20 protein-coding genes and 1 tRNA gene are annotated in these 17,217 nt (G+C 68.5%); 12 read left to right on the forward strand and 9 right to left on the reverse strand.

Going from position 1 to position 17,217, the window contains the following annotated elements; all coding sequences use genetic code 11:
* Positions 1–55: 55 nt before the first annotated feature.
* The 6 genes from ESD82_RS05005 to ESD82_RS05030 all read left to right on the forward strand — a co-directional run bounded on the left by ESD82_RS05005 (position 56) and on the right by ESD82_RS05030 (position 3,640).
* Positions 56–1,225 (forward strand): FliM/FliN family flagellar motor switch protein, encoded by a 1,170-nt coding sequence (locus ESD82_RS05005; protein WP_147428850.1) that lies wholly within the window; start codon positions 56–58, stop codon positions 1,223–1,225.
* Between the two features lie 182 nt (positions 1,226–1,407).
* The gene (infA, locus tag ESD82_RS05010; protein WP_010397442.1) at positions 1,408–1,626 is read left to right on the forward strand and encodes a translation initiation factor IF-1; all 219 of its coding nucleotides are present in this window, start codon (positions 1,408–1,410) and stop codon (positions 1,624–1,626) included.
* Positions 1,627–1,652: 26 nt separating this feature from the next.
* Positions 1,653–2,285 carry a Maf family protein gene (locus ESD82_RS05015; RefSeq protein WP_244314457.1) on the forward strand — a complete coding sequence of 211 codons (633 nt, stop codon included), beginning with the start codon at positions 1,653–1,655 and terminating at the stop codon, positions 2,283–2,285.
* Complete coding sequence (locus tag ESD82_RS05020) at positions 2,282–3,343, forward strand: ribonuclease E/G (protein WP_024845224.1); 1,062 nt, start codon at positions 2,282–2,284, stop codon at positions 3,341–3,343. The genes ESD82_RS05015 and ESD82_RS05020 overlap by 4 nt, the downstream gene beginning before the upstream one ends.
* A complete protein-coding gene (locus ESD82_RS05025; RefSeq protein ID WP_024845225.1) occupies positions 3,340–3,489 on the forward strand; it encodes a DNA gyrase inhibitor YacG in 150 nt (49 codons plus the stop codon). The genes ESD82_RS05020 and ESD82_RS05025 overlap by 4 nt, the downstream gene beginning before the upstream one ends.
* 75 nt (positions 3,490–3,564) lie before the next feature.
* A tRNA-Phe gene (locus tag ESD82_RS05030) sits at positions 3,565–3,640 on the forward strand.
* Position 3,641: 1 nt separating this feature from the next.
* Here ESD82_RS05030 and ESD82_RS21720 read toward each other — a convergent pair.
* From ESD82_RS21720 to ESD82_RS05070, 8 genes are all read right to left on the reverse strand, one after another.
* Positions 3,642–3,800 (reverse strand): hypothetical protein, encoded by a 159-nt coding sequence (locus ESD82_RS21720; protein WP_167521695.1) that lies wholly within the window; start codon positions 3,798–3,800, stop codon positions 3,642–3,644.
* 295 nt (positions 3,801–4,095) lie between these two features.
* A complete protein-coding gene (locus tag ESD82_RS05040; RefSeq protein ID WP_147428849.1) occupies positions 4,096–4,398 on the reverse strand; it encodes a single-stranded DNA-binding protein in 303 nt (100 codons plus the stop codon).
* Positions 4,399–5,090: 692 nt separating this feature from the next.
* On the reverse strand, positions 5,091–6,017 hold the full coding sequence (locus tag ESD82_RS05045; protein ID WP_024845227.1) for a LysR family transcriptional regulator: 927 nt from the start codon (positions 6,015–6,017) through the stop codon (positions 5,091–5,093).
* 61 nt (positions 6,018–6,078) lie between these two features.
* On the reverse strand, positions 6,079–6,900 hold the full coding sequence (locus ESD82_RS05050; protein ID WP_147428848.1) for a sugar phosphate isomerase/epimerase family protein: 822 nt from the start codon (positions 6,898–6,900) through the stop codon (positions 6,079–6,081).
* A gap of 7 nt (positions 6,901–6,907) precedes the next feature.
* Positions 6,908–7,519, reverse strand: coding sequence for an NIPSNAP family protein (locus ESD82_RS05055; protein WP_147428847.1), 612 nt, complete (start codon positions 7,517–7,519; stop codon positions 6,908–6,910).
* Positions 7,516–9,249, reverse strand: a complete 1,734-nt coding sequence (locus ESD82_RS05060; RefSeq protein WP_147428846.1) for an FAD-dependent oxidoreductase — start codon at positions 9,247–9,249, stop codon at positions 7,516–7,518. Before ESD82_RS05060 ends, ESD82_RS05055 begins: the two co-directional genes overlap by 4 nt.
* Before the next feature lie 38 nt (positions 9,250–9,287).
* Positions 9,288–10,124: an IclR family transcriptional regulator gene (locus tag ESD82_RS05065; protein WP_024845231.1), complete on the reverse strand. Its 837-nt coding sequence runs from the start codon at positions 10,122–10,124 to the stop codon at positions 9,288–9,290.
* Positions 10,121–11,215 carry a Gfo/Idh/MocA family protein gene (locus ESD82_RS05070; RefSeq protein ID WP_167521696.1) on the reverse strand — a complete coding sequence of 365 codons (1,095 nt, stop codon included), beginning with the start codon at positions 11,213–11,215 and terminating at the stop codon, positions 10,121–10,123. Before ESD82_RS05070 ends, ESD82_RS05065 begins: the two co-directional genes overlap by 4 nt.
* Before the next feature lie 258 nt (positions 11,216–11,473).
* On the opposite strand from ESD82_RS05070, the gene ESD82_RS05075 reads away from it, so the two are divergent.
* The 6 genes from ESD82_RS05075 to ESD82_RS05100 all read left to right on the forward strand — a co-directional run bounded on the left by ESD82_RS05075 (position 11,474) and on the right by ESD82_RS05100 (position 16,957).
* The gene (locus ESD82_RS05075) at positions 11,474–12,289 is read left to right on the forward strand and encodes a shikimate dehydrogenase family protein (protein ID WP_024845233.1); all 816 of its coding nucleotides are present in this window, start codon (positions 11,474–11,476) and stop codon (positions 12,287–12,289) included.
* A gap of 145 nt (positions 12,290–12,434) precedes the next feature.
* Positions 12,435–13,559, forward strand: a complete 1,125-nt coding sequence (locus ESD82_RS05080) for an ABC transporter substrate-binding protein (protein ID WP_024845234.1) — start codon at positions 12,435–12,437, stop codon at positions 13,557–13,559.
* Between the two features lie 84 nt (positions 13,560–13,643).
* A complete protein-coding gene (locus ESD82_RS05085; RefSeq protein WP_024845235.1) occupies positions 13,644–14,519 on the forward strand; it encodes a branched-chain amino acid ABC transporter permease in 876 nt (291 codons plus the stop codon).
* Positions 14,516–15,490 (forward strand): branched-chain amino acid ABC transporter permease, encoded by a 975-nt coding sequence (locus ESD82_RS05090; protein WP_147428844.1) that lies wholly within the window; start codon positions 14,516–14,518, stop codon positions 15,488–15,490. The genes ESD82_RS05085 and ESD82_RS05090 overlap by 4 nt, the downstream gene beginning before the upstream one ends.
* On the forward strand, positions 15,487–16,233 hold the full coding sequence (locus tag ESD82_RS05095; protein WP_024845237.1) for an ABC transporter ATP-binding protein: 747 nt from the start codon (positions 15,487–15,489) through the stop codon (positions 16,231–16,233). The genes ESD82_RS05090 and ESD82_RS05095 overlap by 4 nt, the downstream gene beginning before the upstream one ends.
* Before the next feature lies 1 nt (position 16,234).
* The gene (locus ESD82_RS05100) at positions 16,235–16,957 is read left to right on the forward strand and encodes an ABC transporter ATP-binding protein (protein ID WP_147428843.1); all 723 of its coding nucleotides are present in this window, start codon (positions 16,235–16,237) and stop codon (positions 16,955–16,957) included.
* Positions 16,958–16,969: 12 nt separating this feature from the next.
* On the opposite strand, the gene ESD82_RS05105 is transcribed toward ESD82_RS05100, so the two are convergent.
* Positions 16,970–17,170, reverse strand: a complete 201-nt coding sequence (locus ESD82_RS05105; protein ID WP_147428842.1) for a hypothetical protein — start codon at positions 17,168–17,170, stop codon at positions 16,970–16,972.
* Positions 17,171–17,217: the final 47 nt, after the last annotated feature.

Below are 17,217 nucleotides of genomic sequence, written 5' to 3' on the forward strand. Positions count from 1 at the left end.
TTTCGCAACCGGTCCATGCCATCTTGCGCCAAAGCCAGCATCGATTCGGACCGCAATGGAAAGCGCAGCAAGGCAACAGTCGGACGACCCCGGACAGGCCGGGGCGGAACGGGACGGGTCCGCCGCCCCGGCGCCCGGCCAGGTCTTGCGCCGCCTGATCGCCGAACGCGACCGGGCCCGCGCGGCGGCCGGCCCTTCGGCCCGGCAGGTCGCGGAATTCCGGCTGGAACGTGCCGCCGCCACCGCCCTCGCCCGCGCGGCCGAGAAGCAATTGCACCTGCCGGTCTTCGTCGAAAAGGTGGAACGGTCGGGCATGGTGCTGGCCGAACTGCCCGAACTGCTGCCCGAGCGTGCCTTGCTGGCTGTGCTGGGGGGGCGGCGTGACGCGCTTGGCGTGGCCGCGCTTTGCCCCGGCCTTCTGGCCGCGCTGATCGAAATGCAGGCGATTGGGCGCGTCACCGCGCGCGCCGCGCCGCCGCGCAGGCCCACGCGGACGGATGCCGCGATCTCGGCCGATTTCGTGAACGCGCTGCTGGCCGAACTGGGCCGGGAATGCGCGTCGCAGCCGGGCTGCCCCGATTTCGGCGCCTTCCGCTATGCCACCTACCTGGACGATCCCCGCCCGCTGTCGCTGATGCTGGAGGATGGCGAAATGGCGCGGCTGGACTTTCGCTTCCGCCTGGGCAGCGGAGGGCAGCGCGACGGCCGGCTGATGATCGCCCTGCCCGTCGAGCCGGGAACGCTGGCCGATCCGCCGCTCGGCGCCGGAAACCCGGCGCGACTGCCCGCCCCATCCAAGGCCGCGCCTGCTCCGGCAACGCTGGCCGGGCCGATGCAGCAGGCGCCGGTGCGGCTGGCCGGCATTCTCTGTCGTCGCAAGCTGAGCCTGCATCAGCTGCGCAGCCTCACGCCCGGATCGCTGCTGCCCCTGCCCCAGAACGTGCTCGACGATGCCAGGGTGGAAACCGTGCACGGCCAGATTCTTGCGCGCGGACGGCTGGGCGAAAAGGACGGCTTCCATGCCATCCGCCTGCGCGGTACCGGCCAGGGCGTGGCGCCGGCGGCCCCTTTGCCTGTGCAGGACGGCTGGCGGGCGGAAAGCTTCGCCCCGCCGCCGGAGGGCGCAGCGCCCGCCGACCAGGCCGAATTGCCGCTGGCGGATCTTGACCATCCCGATGCCTTCCGCCTTGCCGAGCCGGTGCCGCCCCTGGTCAGGGCCGGATGAACCGCCGGCGCGCGCCCTGCCCGAATGCCGCAATCGCGCAACTTTTCCGCGAAATCCCGGCGCCGACAGGCCATCCGACCCAGGAAAGCCCGCCCAGGTCCAGATTCCCCTTGAAAAACCGCCCGTCTGGACGCATGTAGCTTGCGCCCGCCCAAGGCGCGGGTCATCCTACAGGAGAGAACATGGCCAAGGAAGAAATGCTCGAATTTCCCGGTGTCGTGAAGGAACTCCTGCCCAACGCGACATTCCGGGTCGAGCTAGAGAACGGCCATGAGATCATCGCGCATATGGCAGGAAAGATGCGCAAGAACCGCATCCGCGTCCTCGCCGGCGACAAGGTCCAGGTGGAAATGAACACCTATGACCTGACCAAGGGGCGGATCAATTACCGCTTCAAGTAAGCCCGCCGACCGTCCGGGAGCCTAGGATGACAGCGGTGCAAGATCTGCGGGATGCTGCCCAGTCCCCGCTGCAAAGCGCCGCCGCGCCGGCGCTGGTTCTCGGCTCGGCCAGTCCGCGCCGGCTGGAACTGCTGGCCCAGATCGGCATCGTGCCGGACAGGATCCTGCCGGCGGAAATCGACGAAGCCCCGCAGCGCGGGGAAAACCCCCGCGACTATGTGCGGCGCATGGCGCGCGAAAAGGCCGCGGCGCTTGCCGGTCACGCCGGAGACGCCGTTCTCTGCGCCGATACCGCCGTGGTGGCCGGGCGCAGGATCCTGGGAAAACCCGCCGATGCCGCCGAAGCGCGGCGCTTTCTGCAGCTGCTCTCGGGCCGCCGGCACCGGGTGCTGACCTCGGTCGCGCTGGCCCATGGCGGCCGGCTGCGCGAGCGGCTGGTGGAAACCGTCATCCGCTTCCGCCCCCTCACCGCCGCGCAGATCGACGCCTATCTCGCCACCGGCGAATGGCAGGGCAAGGCCGGCGCCTATGCCATCCAGGGCCATGCCTCGGCCTTTGCCATCTGGATGCAGGGTTCCTACAGCGGCGTCGTCGGCCTGCCGCTGGCCGAAACCGCGACGCTTCTGGCTGCCATCGGAATTCAAGGAAAAGCAACATGAAGGGACGCCAGATCGTCCTGGGACGGATTTTCGGCCGCGATGCGGCGGCGCTGATGCAGGACGGCAGGCTCGAGGATCTGATCGTCGATCCGTCCGGCGTCACCCCGCTTGCCCCCGGCGCGATCTGCCGCGCCAGGGTGGACCGGCTGGTCAAAGGCCAGGGCGGCGTCTTCCTGCGCCTGCCCGAAGGCGCACGCGGCTTCCTGCGCGACCGCTCGGGCCTGCGCGAAGGCCAGTCCCTGCTGGTTCAGGTCAGCGGCTGCGCCGAGGACGGCAAGGCGGTTCCGGTCTCGGCGCGGCTGAATTTCCGCGGCCGGCACGTGATCGTGACGCCCGGAGCGCCCGGCGTGAACGTCTCGCGCCGGATTCGCGACGGCGCGCTGCGCGACGGGCTGGCCGGCCTGGGCCTGTCCGCCCTGGACGGCCGGGAAGATGCGCCCGGCATCGTCTTCCGCTCCGCCGCAGCCACGGCCGGAGACGACGAGATCGCGACCGAGCTTGGGCAGCTTCTGGAACTGGCGCAAGCCGTCGCGGCCGATTGCGAAGGGGCGCCCGAGCTGCTGCTCGACGCGCCCGAGCCTGCCGAACAGGCATGGCAGGATTGGGCCGACCCGCCGCCCGACGCCGTCGAGGACGCGCCCGATGCCTTCGAGGCGAGCGGGGCCGAGGCGGCGGCGCTGCAATTGCTGCGCCCGCGCCTGGAACTGGGCGGCGGCGCCTGGGCCGAGATCGAGGCGCTGCGCGCGCTGGTCGCCATCGACGTCAATACCGGCGGCGACCATTCGCCGGCGGCTGGGCTCAAGGCAAACATCGCCCTGGCGCGCGACCTGTCGCGGCAATTGCGGCTGCGCGGTCTTGGCGGCCAGATCGTGGTGGATTTCGCGCCCATGCCCAAGCGCGACCGCGGCACGCTGGACCAGGTGCTGCGCGCCGCCTTCCGCCCCGACCCGGCCGAGACGGTGCTGATCGGCTGGACCGCGATGGGGCTTTACGAGATCAGCCGCAAGCGCGACCGCGTGCCGCTGTCGCGCCTCGCCCGGCCGGAGGACAAGGCATGAAATGCCCGATCTGCGGCAAGCCCGCCGCCGAGCGGTATCGCCCCTTCTGCTCGCGCCGCTGCGCGGATGTGGACCTGGCGCATTGGCTGCGCGGCGACTACCGCATTCCCGCCGAACCGGTTCCAGATAATGACGGGGAAGCGTGAAAAAGTTGTTTTTGGCTCTGGACAGCGGAGCGGCCCTGCCATAACAACGCGCCTGTCCGAAGCAAGACGCTCGGCGCCCGGATAGCTCAGTTGGTAGAGCAGCGGATTGAAAATCCGCGTGTCGGTGGTTCGAATCCGCCTCCGGGCACCATTCAACCCAATGAAAAGAGTTGTTTTTTCCGGCCGGATTCCTGGAGCATCTTTGGCATCTCGCCTTCGTGGCACAGCGACGGCACGAACGCCTGCAGCGTGACACGAATTTTTGCACGGCGTGACAGCAAGATTTGCAGCAGACGGGTTTTGCTGAACATCCCCATTCAAGGCCATATTCAGGGCGGCGCTTTCGGCCCGGCGGTGCGTCAACCCTCCTTCCCCCTCTCTCCCCGAAACTCGGTCACCAGCCCCCCATCAAGACGGTGACTGACCGACTTCGGATGCCATGTGCCTTTCAGTTCCGGCGCCGACCCTTCCAACTGGACCCTGGCGCCGCCCGGCAACGCTCGAACCCGGACATGGCGCAGGTGATTTTCATGGCCGCGCAGCCCGCACCTCGCAAGGCTGCTTCGGCGACGCGACATTCTGTCCGCAGAAACCGCGCATCAGGCATCAAACGGATAACGTTGAAAAAAGGCCGCGCCAACGGTGCTGGCCTTCCGAATCCTGCCGTTTCATGTAATGGATGCGGCCGCGGACCAGGCGTTTCATGCCGGTCTCGCAATAGTGCCGGATGGTCCAGCCCAGGCCGTTGAAGGCGACGATGCGGCGCCATTCCGCGTCCTCGACCTGATAGCCCTTCTCGTCGCGCACCGCCCGGCCTTCCGAACAGTGCAGGCGTGCGGTGACCGGCCCGAAGCGGGTGGTGTCGGTTCCGGCGCGGGTGTTACCGGCGAGGATGGCCATGTTCTGCATTGCAGGTCTTCATGGCTCGCAGGAGGAACCATTCCCCCGACGAGATCCGGCCGGGTCCATCGGGAGGCGCCTGCAACCGGCGCCCTCCGGGCGGCAGCTTGCCCGCAAGGCCCGGAGTGGGGCGGACAGCCGCACGCCCCGCGCGGCAATACGGTCCGGAGCCTTGGGGTTGCTGGTGAAAGCCGAACGGCGTTAGGGGATCGGGCAGGCAGAGGGATTGGGGCGTCCGGCCGAAGGGGTCGACGAGCGAGACAAGGGCACATCGACCCGCCGATGACGCTGCTGGCCGGGCCAAACGCCAGCATGGCCAGCAGAAAGCCGGCATATCGCATGGCAAAGCCGGGCCTTTGCGACCGCCGGCCTCTGACCGCACCAAAGAGCGGGATGACATGAGCCCCAGGCCAGGCTGGACGGGCGGAAACGCCGGACAGGGCAGCCGCAGGTGTCCGCCGGAATCCCCGTTCCGGCGGAGTCCACCAGACGGATCGTTGCGGCGTCGCAACCATACGGGCCTTGGAATCCGGCGCCGGAAACACGCTCTCGCAAGCGCAGCAGGCTCGTCAAAATCGACCCGGCCTCGGGCAGGTCGAGTTTCAGGCCGGCAACGATCGCGACCTCCAAGCCCTTGACGCCGGCCGCGCAGCCCTACCGAGAGAAACGGCAGCGGGGGTCGGATCGGATCCGGCCACCCGTCAGACCGCAGGCGCATCCCAGCTTTCCCGCGCCACCGCAGCGGCGAGTTCGCGGCGAAACCGGCCGACGGCGTATTCCGCAAAGCTGGAGAGCTGGCGATCCTTTTTCGTCACCACCCAGGCGGTAATACCGCCGGGCTCGGCCAATGGCCGGCGCACCACGCCGGGCATATAGACCTCGGCCACCGAAAATTCGTCGATCACCGCCACCCCCAGCCCGTGGCGCACCAGGCTGACCACCGTCTGCGCGAAGCGGCCGCGCATGGAATAGCGCGGCTCGATCCCCGCCTCTCGGAAGGGCTGGGCCAGGATCTCGCCATAGGGATCGGCCGGATCGACGCCGACAAAGGGCTCGCGCGCCAGGTCGTGGACCGAGATCGCCCGCTGCTCGGCCAGCCGGTGCCCCTCGGGGACGATGGCGACCAGCCGGCCATGCGCCAGCGGCGCGCTCGACAGCGCCGAATTGTCGATGGCCGAGCTCATCAGCACGAATTCGCCGCGCTCCAGCAGCAGATAGTCCGAGGTTTCCTCGATCTTCAGGATGTTCAGGTCGATGAACAGGTCGGGAAAGCGCGTGCGGATGCCGCGGATCGCCCGCGCCGCGATGAATTGCGCGATCGAGGGGGCCGAGGCGAAGGACAGCCGCACATCCTCGCCCTTGCGCAATGATGCGACGGCGGCGTTCAGATTCTCCATCTGGCGATGGACCTGATGCACCATCTCGAAGATCGCCGCCGCCTCGGTCGAGGGCACGAACAGCCCCGCCTTGCGCTCGAACAGGCGGATGTCCAGCGATTCCTCGGTATGCTTGACCAGCCGGGAAATGCCGGGGGCCGAGACGTTCAACAGTTTCGCGGCGCCCTGGATGGTGCCGGCCATCATCACGGCGCGGATCACCTCGACCTGGCGGAGAGTCAGTTCCTTCATGCGCCGATCCTAGCCGGGAACGCTGCGGATTTCTCGCGGAAATTCGCCGCGCCGATGCGGTTCAGGCCCGGCCCGCCGCACGCAGGATCGCCATGGTCGCGGCATGGGCCATGGCGGCGCGGCCAAGCGCATCGACCTTGGCGGCCAGGGCGCGATGCGGCACCTCGACGCTGACGGTGACGCCCTCGGGGATCGCCCGCGCCAGGCCGATCAGGTCGATGCCGCCCTGCCCCGGAAACAGCCGCTCGCCCCGCGCCACCCGGATCAGACCCTCGTCGCCGGGATCATAGGGCACGGCGCCGTCGCAGAACTGCACATAGTTCACCCGATGGCGCGGCAGCGCCGCGATCTGCGCCAGCGTGGTGGCCGAGCGGTCGTAATGCAGCGCATCGACCAGCACGCCGCCGTTCGGCCGGCCGGCATCCTCGACGATGCGCAGCGCCGCGGCCAGGTCGGGCACGGCGGTCCAGGGCATGAATTCCAGGTCCGCCGTCAGCCCGTGCGGTGCGGCCAGCGCGCAGAAGCGCGCGAAACTGTCGGTCAGCCGGCCAAGGTCCGCATCGTCGCCGGCGACGAGGACATGTTTCGCCCCCAGCGCCTCGCAACGGGCACAGAAGCGGGCGAAAACATCCCAGTCGTTTTCCGGCTTCAGACGGACGATCTCGACATCGCCGACCCGGATGCCGGTATCGTGCAGCGCCGCGCGCACCTCGGCCAGCAGCCGGTCGTCGGTCAGCAGCGGATAATCAGGCTCGGCCCCCGGCGCGGCGGGCAGGATGCGCAGCCCGACCATCTGGTATCCGGTGGCGGCGGCGATGCGGACGGCCTCGACCGGGCCGGCTTCGAATGTGGTCAGGAAGGCCAGCGATAGCGGATGCGTCATCACAGCCTCACTTGAGCGGAGAGAAGCCGAGCGGCAGCGCGATCTGGCTGGTCATGTCGGGCGACAACCAGTCCGGCCCGCCCTTGGGCGGCCATTTGCCGTCCGCGACCGATTTCGCCCGCGCCTCGCTGCGCGCGGCCAGGCTTTCATAGGGCCAGATCTGGGTCAGGCGCGGTTCGCCGTCCAGCCCGTACATGGCGACGGTCAGCTTCGAATAGGCCTCGCGCTCCGGCACCGCCGCGCGCCATTTCTCCATGGTGGGCAGGATGCCGTTCACCCTGGTCCTGTAGGTGCGGAACTCGTAGACCGGGCCGAAGCTGCCGGGCTGGACCGGCGGCAGGAAATCCAGCGCGCGATAGCTTTCCATCGACAGCCGCACCAGCTCATCGGCGCAGCCGAAGGGGTTGTCCGAGCGCAGGGCGCGCTCGCGTTCCTCATGAAGCTGCGCGAGGCTCTCGAAGGCGCGCAGCACAAAGACCCGGTTCAGCGTGCCGATATCGGTGCCCCAGGCGCCGCACAGCCGGCCCTGCCCCTGCGCCACCCAGGCCTCGATGCCCGGCGCGGCCTTGCCGGCGCCGAAGATCACCGTGTCGAGGGTGGCGAGTTCGTAATAGCTCATGACGTTTCCTCCTGTGAAAGCCCGGTCACGGGCAGGCCGGCCAGAACGCGGCCGGCGATATAGCCGAATGTCATGCCGGGCCCCAGCGTGATGCCGCCCGACGGGTAATGCCCGCCCATGACCGAGGCCATGTCGTTGCCCACGGCGTAAAGGCCGGGGATCGGCAGGCCGTCCCGGTCCAGCACCCGCGCCGCCGCATCGGTCCTGGCCCCGGCAAAGGTGCCGAGCGAGCCGGGCACGATCCTGACCGCGTAGAACGGCCCCCGCAGCAGCGGCCCCAGCGAAGGGTTCGGCCCATGCTCCGCATCGCCCTGCACGCGGTTGTAGAGGCTTTCGCCGCGCTGGAAGTCGGGATCCTCGCCGCGTTCGGCATGGGCATTGAAGCGGGCCACGGTCTCGGCCAGCGCCACGCCGGGAATGGCGCAGGCGCGGGCCAATTCCTCCAGCGTGCGGCCGCGCTTCAGATAGCCGCTGCGGATCGCCGGCCCCAGCGGGAATGGGAAGGGCTTGGACCAGCCCAGCCCCCAGCGGCGCTGCGCCTTGTGGTCGGCGATCAGCCAGCAATGCGGCGGCTCGCCCGGCGGCGTGGCGGCGATCAGCGCCCGCATGAAATCGTGATAGCTGTCGGCCTCGCTGACGAAGCGCCGGCCCTGCGGGGTCACGGCGATGATGCCGGGCTTGGCGCGTTCGACCAGATGCGGGAAATGCGCGGGCGGTCCGTCCCGGCGCGGCACCAGCGACACCGGCGCCAGCGCGACGTTCGAGGCCAGCTCGCCATCGACGGCAGCCCCCGCGCCCTCGGCCAGCCGCAGCCCGTCGCCGGTATTGGCCCGTGGCGCGGCCGAGAAATGCCCCGCCCCGCCGCCCGCCTGCGGCGCCAGCGCGTCGAGCCGCGCCGGATCATGCGGGAAGCCGCCGGTGGCCAGCACCACGCCGCGCCGCGCCTCGACCAGCAATGCGCCCCGCGGCGTCGAAAGCCGCGCACCCGCGACACGGCCGTCCTGCCGCTGCAGCGCCAGGACCGGCGCGCTGTCGAGCAGCGTGACCCCCTTGTCCAGCGCCGAACGCAGCAGCCGCGCCACCAGCGCATTGCCGTTGACCAGCTGCATGCCGCGCCGGTGCAGCGCCAGGTCGCGCAGATGCCGGGCGATCCGCCCCGTCGCGTAGAGCGCCGAGCGCGGGCTGCGGCTGGCGCGGAAGAAATGCCGCATGTCGGCGCCGCTGGCGATGCCCATGCCCCAAAGGCTCGCCACGTCCAGCGGCGGGCGCAGCTTGCCGATCCAGTCGCCCAGCTCGCGCCCGTCATAGGGCATGGCCGTGACCGAACGCCCGCCTTTCGCGGCGCCCGGAGTCTCGTGGAAATCCGGGACCGCATTGCCGTCGATCCAGCGCATCGCGGTATGGTCCTGAAAGAAGGCCACCATCTCGGGGCCGTTTTCCAGGAACACCTCCAGCCGCGGGTCGCTAGCGCGATTGCCCAGTTCGCTGCGCAGGTATTCACGGGGCGCTTCCGGCGGCTCGTCGATGCCGGCGGCGCGGGCCAAGGGATTGCGCGGGATCCACAACCAGCCCCCGGACCAGGCCGAGGTGCCGCCGAAAACCGGCGCCTTCTCGGCCAGCACCACGCGCAGGCCGAAATGCGCCGCCGTGACTGCAGCCGCCAGGCCCGAGGCCCCCGAGCCAATGACCAGCACATCGCAGGCCAGCCTGCGTTCGGATGAAGCTTCCATTCTCTCCTGCCCGTCAGGGGCGCGAGCCGGGAAAAAGCCTATGCGCTTTTCCGCCCGTCCTCGGCATCGGCGTCGATCGCCCTGACATTTGCCTGAAAATACTTGGTTCCCGCGGCGGCGGCGCCCAGTTCCCCGGCCGCGGCCTGAAGGCGCGGCGCCAGTTCCGCCATCCGCTCGGGCGTCATGCGCACCGCCGGACCGGCGATGGACAGGCAGCCCAGCACCGGCCCGTCGCCGTGATAGCGCACCGGCACCGCCATGGCCGCCATGCCGGCGATATAGCTGTCCACCGCCGTGGCATAGCCGCGCGCCCGCGCCTCGGCCAGCTGCTGCAGCAGCAGGGTGATGCTGGTCGGCGCGTTCGGCCCCATGCCCTCGGCCTGGCGCAGCAGGCCCTGCGCGCCGACGCACGCCAGCGCCTCGTCGTCGCTCATGCTGGCGAGCCAGGCCTTGCCTCCGGCCGAACTGGCAAGGTGCACGACCACGCCCTGCTCCTGCCCCGGATCGTAGCGCAAGCCGCGCGTCGCGCCCTGTGCCACCGCCACCCAGATCAGCCGCTCGCCGTCGATCACCGACAGCCGGATCAGCTCGCCGCTGTCGGCGGCCAGCTGGTCCAGCACCGGCTGGGCGACATCGGTGATGCCGGCGCGCCCCATGAAGCCCAGGCCCAGGGCCGGCAGCTTGATGGTCAGCGCGTAGTCGCCGCCCGCCTGCAGCTGCCGGACATAGCCCAGCCGCGCCAGTTCCTGCAGGGTACGGTGCACGCCGCTGGCCGGCTGTTCGGTCACCGCCGCGATGGTGGTGACCGGCAGGCCCATCGGGTGATCGACCAGAAGTTCGACGATGGCGAGGGCTTTTTCCAGAACGCTGCTCATGATCCTCTTCCGCTGTTGAAGGCGGTTTCAGGTTCGCGATTCAGCGCCGAAAGGTCAACCGCGACACGTTGCCCCGTCTCGGCCGCCGCGCGAATGGCGTCCAGCACGATCAGGTTGGCGGTGGCGTCGCGGGCCGAGACGCGCGGCGTCCCGCCATGGCGCACCAGATCGGCGAAATGCACCAGCTGCGCCTCATAGGGATCGCCGTGGCTGACGGGCAGCGGCCGGGGTTGCAGTTCCTGCGTCCAGTCCGGCGCGCCGGGCGGCTGCCACAGCAGCAGGTCGGGCAGCGACAGCCCCGCCCGGCTGCCGGCATAGTGATGCGCCGGGACGCGATGCGCCGGAAACCGCGCCATGTTCTCGCCCGCCGTCAGATCCCAGGCCCAAGGCCCGACCGCCGCGTCCGAGATGCACAGCGTCGCCAGCCCGCCCTCCGCAAAGCGCAGGCAGACCGCCGCCGTGTCCTCGACCGGGAAGCCGCGGCGGGCATGGCTGGCGATGGCCTGCACCTCGGCGATCTCGCCGAAGAAATGCCGCAGCAGGTCGATCTCGTGCACCAGGTTGATCAGCAGCGGCCCGCCCGCACCCTTGCTGCGCCGCCAGGGCGCCTGGAAATAATCGTCGGGCTTGGCCAGCGAGCAAGTCACGGTCGCCATGACCAGATCACCCAGCAGGCCGCCGCGGATCGCCCCATGCGCGGCGCGGATGATCGGATTGTGCCGGCGGTGATGGCCGACCAGCAGCGGCACCCCGGTCTCATCCGCCACCGCGATCAGCTGCCGCGCCGAATCGAGGCTTTCGGCCACCGGCTTTTCCAGCAGCACCGGGATGCCGGCGCGCAGCAACGCGGCCGAGACCGGCAGATGCGTCTCATTCGGCGTCGCCACGATGGCGGCCTGCGCCAGCCCCGAATCGATCAGCGCCGCCACGTCCGGCAGGCAGGCCACGCCCAGCGATTCGGCCAGCGCCCGGCCCGAGGGGGCGGGATCGACCAGCGCCGCCAGCCGCAGCCCCGACATGCGCGTCAGCGTATCGATATGCGTGCGCCCGATGACACCTGCGCCGATGACGACAACCCCGATCCGATCCATGGACACCCTCCTTCCGGCCTTCCCGGGCATCAAGTCAGAAATAAAATCGGAAGTCAATTTTAATATTGAATGATATTCCATTTTCTGCGATCTTCCGCTTCGAACCGGATGAGGTGCCGGAATCGCCCCCGCGGCGCAGAGGCGCGAAAATCCAATGTTCCGCCCCTATCGTCCATTTCCTGACGGCGGGGCGCGTGATTGTTTCAAGGCGCGGCCAGCCCCGGGGGCGCTGTCCGCAACAGGGAAAGAGGAACCAGCATGGCCCAACCGCTGCGCATCGACGGAGAGACGGCATTCTTCCCGATCATCGGCCATCCGATCGGGCAGGTGAAATCGCCGGCATCGCTCAGCCAGATCATGGCGGATCGCGGCCATAACGGCATGGTGGTGCCGATCCACGTCCTGCCCGAGGATCTGCCCGGCTGGCTGGCGCAGGCCGCGGCGGTCCAGAACTGTCCGGGTATCGTGGTGACGGTGCCGCACAAGGCGCCCTGCCTGGCCTTCTGCAGCCGCGTCACCGCGCGGGCGCAGGCCGCGGGCGCGGTGAACATCATGCTGCGCCGGGACGGGGGCTGGGTCGGCGACGCGACCGACGGGCAGGGCTACATGGACGGCATCGCCGCGCAGGGCTTCGACGTCGCCGGCAAGCCGGCGCTGCTGGTCGGGACCGGCGGCGCCGGCTCGGCCATCGCCTATGAGATCCTGGCGCGCGGCGCCTCGGAACTGGCGCTGCACGACATCGATGCGGCGCGGCGCGACGCGCTGATCGCCCGGCTGGACGCCGCCTTTCCCGGCCGGGTCCGCATCGGCGGCACCGATCCGCGCGGCTTTGCGCTGGTGGCGAACGCGACGCCGCTGGGCATGCGCGAAGGCGATCCGCTGCCGGTCGAGGCCGGGCTGCTGACCGCCGAGCAATTCGTCGCCGACGTGGTCACGCGACCGGCCATCCCGCCGCTGATCGCCGCCGCCCGCGCCACAGGCTGCGGCACGATGCCGGGCTCGGGCATGTTCGAGGCGCAGGCGGTGCTGCTGGCCGAACTGCTGATGGGGGTCCGGCAGATCGCGCTGGACTGAGCGGCGCAAGGGCGCTGCATAACCGCCCGATTATGTATCTTTGCGCGTTTTGCAATGTTCGCGTGGAACGCGACATGGCAGATTATGGAGAGGAAGAGGAGATCCCATGAAAAACAGGATCCGAACCAGGGAGGAAAGAAACGCAATGATCAGGACACTGACCGCAACCGCCGCCGCGCTGGCGCTGACCACCGTGCCGGCGCTGGCCGAGCTGAAGATCGGCTCGATCGTCGAGCTTTCCGGCCCCGGCGCCGCCGCCGGCACCAATTTCCGCGACGGCGTGCGGATGGGCTTCGAGGAGATCAACGCCGACGGCGGCGTGCTGGGCGAACCGGTCGCCATCACCGAATATGACAGCCAGACCGACCCGCAGGTCAGCCGCGCCATGGTGCAGAAGGCCATCGACGACGGGGTGGTGGCGATCACCGGCACGGTGTTCTCGTCCTCGACGGTGGTGAACATGCTGGTGGCGAAACAGGCCGGCATCCCGCAATTCACCGGCTCCGAGGCGCCCTCGATCACCGGGATGGGCAACCCCTACATCTTCCGCACCGCCTTCGGCTCGCAGAAGGGCGTGCCCAAGATGGCCAAATACATGGCCGAGGAAATGGGGGTGAAGAAGGTCGCCGTGGTCTGGGCCAACACCGAATTCGGCAAGGGCGGGCACGAATCCTTCCTGAAGGAGGCCGAGGCCCATGGCTTCGAGATCGTCGCCGACCTGCCCACCGAACAGGCGCAGACCGATTTCTCGGCCGATGTGGTCAAGCTGAAGGGCATCCAGGCCGACGCCGCCTTCGTCTACCTGACCGAGGAGGAAAGCGCCCGCTTCCTGCGCGAGGCCCGCAAGCAGGGCGTGACCCTGCCGCTGGTGGGCGAGACGACGCTGATCGGCCACAAGGTCATCGAGCTGGCCGGCGACGCCGCCAACGGCGCCATGGGCCATGTCGGCCTGACCCCCGACGCCAATATCCCGGCAATGACCGAGATGGTCGAGAAGTTCAAGGCCAAGTTCAACTACACGCCCGACCACAACGCCATCAAGGGCTACACGGCCGCCTATACCCTCAAATGCGTGGCCGAGATGGTGGGCGAGGCGGACAGCCAGGCCATCGCCGACAAGATGCACGGCCTGACGCTGACGGTGGCCGAATGCCCCGGCGTGCTGATGGACGTCAGCTGGGACGAGACCGGCGAGATGTCGCGCGAAAGCTTCTTCGTCGAGGTCCAGGACGGCAAGCAGGTGGTCAAGGCCATCCTGCCGCCGAACTGATCGGCCCGCACAGCACGCGAGGCAGGCTGGCACCGGCATTCCGCCGGCCTGCCCCCGTATCCGTCAACCTGACGTGAGGCTCTCATGGCCGAGTTAATCCAGATCCTGATCTCCGGCCTTGCCGCCGGTTCCATCTATGCCCTTGCCGCGGTGGGCTTCACCCTGCTGTGGCAGGCATCGCAGACCATCAACTTCGCGCAGGGCGAATTCGTCATGCTGCCGGCCTTCTTCGTGCTGGTCGGCATGGGGCTGGGGCTGCCGATGTGGCCCGCCATCGGCTTTGCGCTGCTGCTGTCGCTCTTGATCCTGGGCGTCGCCTTCAAGAAGCTGGTGGTCGAGCCGATGCTGCCGCATGGCACCTTGCCGCTGGTCATCGCCACCATCGCGCTTGGCCTGCTGATGAAGGAAAGCGTCAAGGAATTCTACGGCGCCACCGCCCAGCCCTTCCCGGCGATCTTTCCGCAGAAGGTCTATCACTTCGCCGGCGCCAGCGTCTCGGCGCAGGATATCGGCAACCTGATCGTCTCGATGCTGGCCATCGGCGGCTTGCAGTTGTTCTTGAACCGCACCCGCACCGGGCGCTGCATGCAGGCCAGCGCCCAGAACCCGGCCGTGGCCGAGATCCTGGGCGTCGATGTGAAGCGGATGGTGATGTATACCTTCCTGATCAACGCGGCACTGGCGACCATCGCCTCGGTGCTGATCTCGCCGATCTACCTGGCCAAGTTCTCGAATGGCGAGACGCTGGGCCTGGTGGCCTTCATCGCCGCCATCGTCGGCGGCTTCAACCAGATCCGCGGCGCGCTGGTGGGCGGGCTGCTGATCGGCGTGATCGACAATCTCTCGGCGGTCTATGTCTCGGCCGAATACCGCTCGGCCATGCCGCTGATCCTGCTCATCGCCATCATCCTGCTGCGCCCGCAGGGGCTGCTCGGCACCAAGGAGGGACGCGCCGTATGACCCGCACCCGCATCATCCTGATCGTCCTGGGCATCGCGGCGCTGGTCGCCGCGCCCATCGGCCAGGGCAATTACATCATCTATACGCTGACCTCGTGGCTGCTGTTCTCGATCTCGGCCATGGGGCTGAACCTGACGCTGGGCTATGCCGGGCAGGTCAGCCTGGCGCAGGCGGGCTTCATGGGCATCGGCGCCTATGTCACCGCGCTCTTGACGCTGGCGGGCGTGCCCTGGATCGCGGCGGCGCTGATCTCGATCTCCTCCTGCTTCGCGGTCGGGCTGCTGCTCGGCTGGCCGGCGCTGAGGGTGCAGCACCATTTCCTGGCCTTCGTGACGCTGGCGTTCAACACGCTGCTGTTCCTGGTGCTGCGCAACGAGGAAGAGATCACCGGCGGTTCCTTCGGGCTGGTCGGCATGCCGCGCCCCTCGGTTTTCGGCATCGCGACCGACAGCAACCTGAATTTCTACTATTTCGCGCTGGCCTGCTTCCTGGTCTCGGCCTTCGTGATGTGGTGGATCCTGCGCTCGCCCTGGGGCCGGGCCTTCAAGGCGCTGCGCGAGAACCCGATCCGCGCCGAAAGCCTGGGGCTGAAGATCCGCCGCCAGACGCTTCTGGCCTTCGCCATCGGCTCGGCCTTCGGGGGGCTGGCCGGGGCGCTGCAATCGCCGCTGGTGCAGTTCATCGAGCCGGGCAGCTTCGCGCTGATCCATTCGCTGAAGCTGCTTCTGATGGTGGTGGTGGGCGGCGCCGGCTTCTTCTTCGGCCCGATGCTGGGCGCGGCGGTGGTGATCCTGCTGCCGGAACTCTTGCGCTTTACCGAGGGCTATTACCTCATCATCTATTCAGCTCTGGTGATCGTGCTGATGGTGTTCTCGCCCCAGGGCCTGATCGGGCTGGGGCAGAAAATCTGGAACCAGTTCCGGCCCCGGCACGAGACGCGCCGCGACATGAAGAAGGGATTCCAGCTATGACGGCCTCCGTGCTTTCCGTCCGCAACATCTCGAAGCAGTTCGGCGGCATCCGCGCCGTGAACGATGTCAGCTTCGACGTCCAGAAGGGCGAGATCCTGGGCCTGATCGGGCCAAACGGCTCGGGCAAGTCGACGCTGTTCAACTGCATCCTGGGCCAGCTGCGCCCCAGCGCCGGCCATTGCCAGATCAACGGCCAGTCCACGGACGGCGTGCGGCCGGCCGACCTGTCGCTGATGGGGGTCGGCCGCACCTTCCAGCAGCTGTCGGTCTTTCCGCGCATGACGGTGCTCGACAACGTCATCCTGGCCGGACAGGAGCACGAGGGCTCGATGCTGAGCCGGCTTTTCGGCAAGTCCGACGCCGGCCTGACCGACAAGGCCGAGCAGCTGATCGAGTTCTTCAACCTGACCCCCTATCGCGACACCGAGGCGGGCTCGCTCTCCTACGGCCAGCAGAAGCTGGTCGATGCCGCGATGGCCTTCATGGCCGGGCCCGGCATCGTGCTGCTGGACGAGCCGGCGGGCGGGGTGAACCTGACCATGCTGGCGCATCTGAAAGAGCGGCTGATGACCTATAACCGCGAGCACGGCACCACCTTCGTGGTGATCGAGCACAACATGGAATTCGTCATGTCGCTTTGCACCCGCATCATCGTGCTGGCGCAAGGCGAGATCATCGCCGAAGGCTCGCCCGAGGAGATCCGGGCGAACCAGATGGTCATCGACGCCTATCTGGGGGGCTGACATGCTGGAACTCAAGGACGTCACCGGCGGCTATGGCCGCATCACCATCCTGAACGGCACCTCGTTCAGCATTCCCAAGGCATCGATCACCACGGTGATCGGGCCGAACGGCGCCGGGAAATCCACGGTGTTCAAGGCGATCTTCGGGCTGCTGAACATCCATTCCGGCCAGATCCTGCTGGAGGGCGAGGACGTGACCCGCAAGCGCCCGGCCGAGATGATCGCCCGCGGCGTCACCTATGTGCCGCAGGGCCGCAACGTGGTGCCGCAGCTGTCGGTGTTCCACAATCTCGAGCTGGGCGGCATCACCGCCCGCGACCAGTCCCGGGTCCGGCAACGGATGGAGCAGGTCATGGACCAGTTTCCCATGCTGCGCGAGCGCCGCGACCAGAAGGCCATCGAGCTGTCGGGCGGCCAGCAGAAGCAGCTGGAGATCGCCCGCGCCCTGCTGCTGGACCCCAAGCTGATCCTGATCGACGAGCCCTCGATCGGGCTGTCGCCCAATCTGGTGCAGGAGGTGTTCCAGACCCTGATCCGGCTGCGCGACCAGGGGGTGACGGTGCTGATGGTGGAACAGAACGCCAAGGCGGCGCTGGCCATGTCGGATTACGGGCTGGTGCTGGAACTGGGCCAGACGCGGATGTTCGACAGGGCCGACGCGCTGCTCAAGGATCCGCGCGTCGGCCAGCTGTTCCTGGGCGGCCATATCGAGGAGGCAGCCTGAGGCGCCGCCCCGTCAGATGCTGCGCTCGCGGCGCAGCGTCTGGCAGGACCAGCGGGCGATGCGCCAGTCGGGATGGGTCTCGACCCATTGCGCCAGCGCCGGCTGCGCGCCACGCATGCAGACCAGGGGCGTGACCTCGGTATAGATCAGGCTGTGTTCCCGGCAATCAGCCGGGGCGCCGCCCATGCAGGCGATGAAGACCAGTTCGATCATGGCAAGTCCCCGTCGAATCGGAGATGGCTCATGCCCGATTGTCGCGC

This window comes from Paracoccus pantotrophus, assembly GCF_008824185.1.
Lineage (GTDB): Bacteria > Pseudomonadota > Alphaproteobacteria > Rhodobacterales > Rhodobacteraceae > Paracoccus > Paracoccus pantotrophus.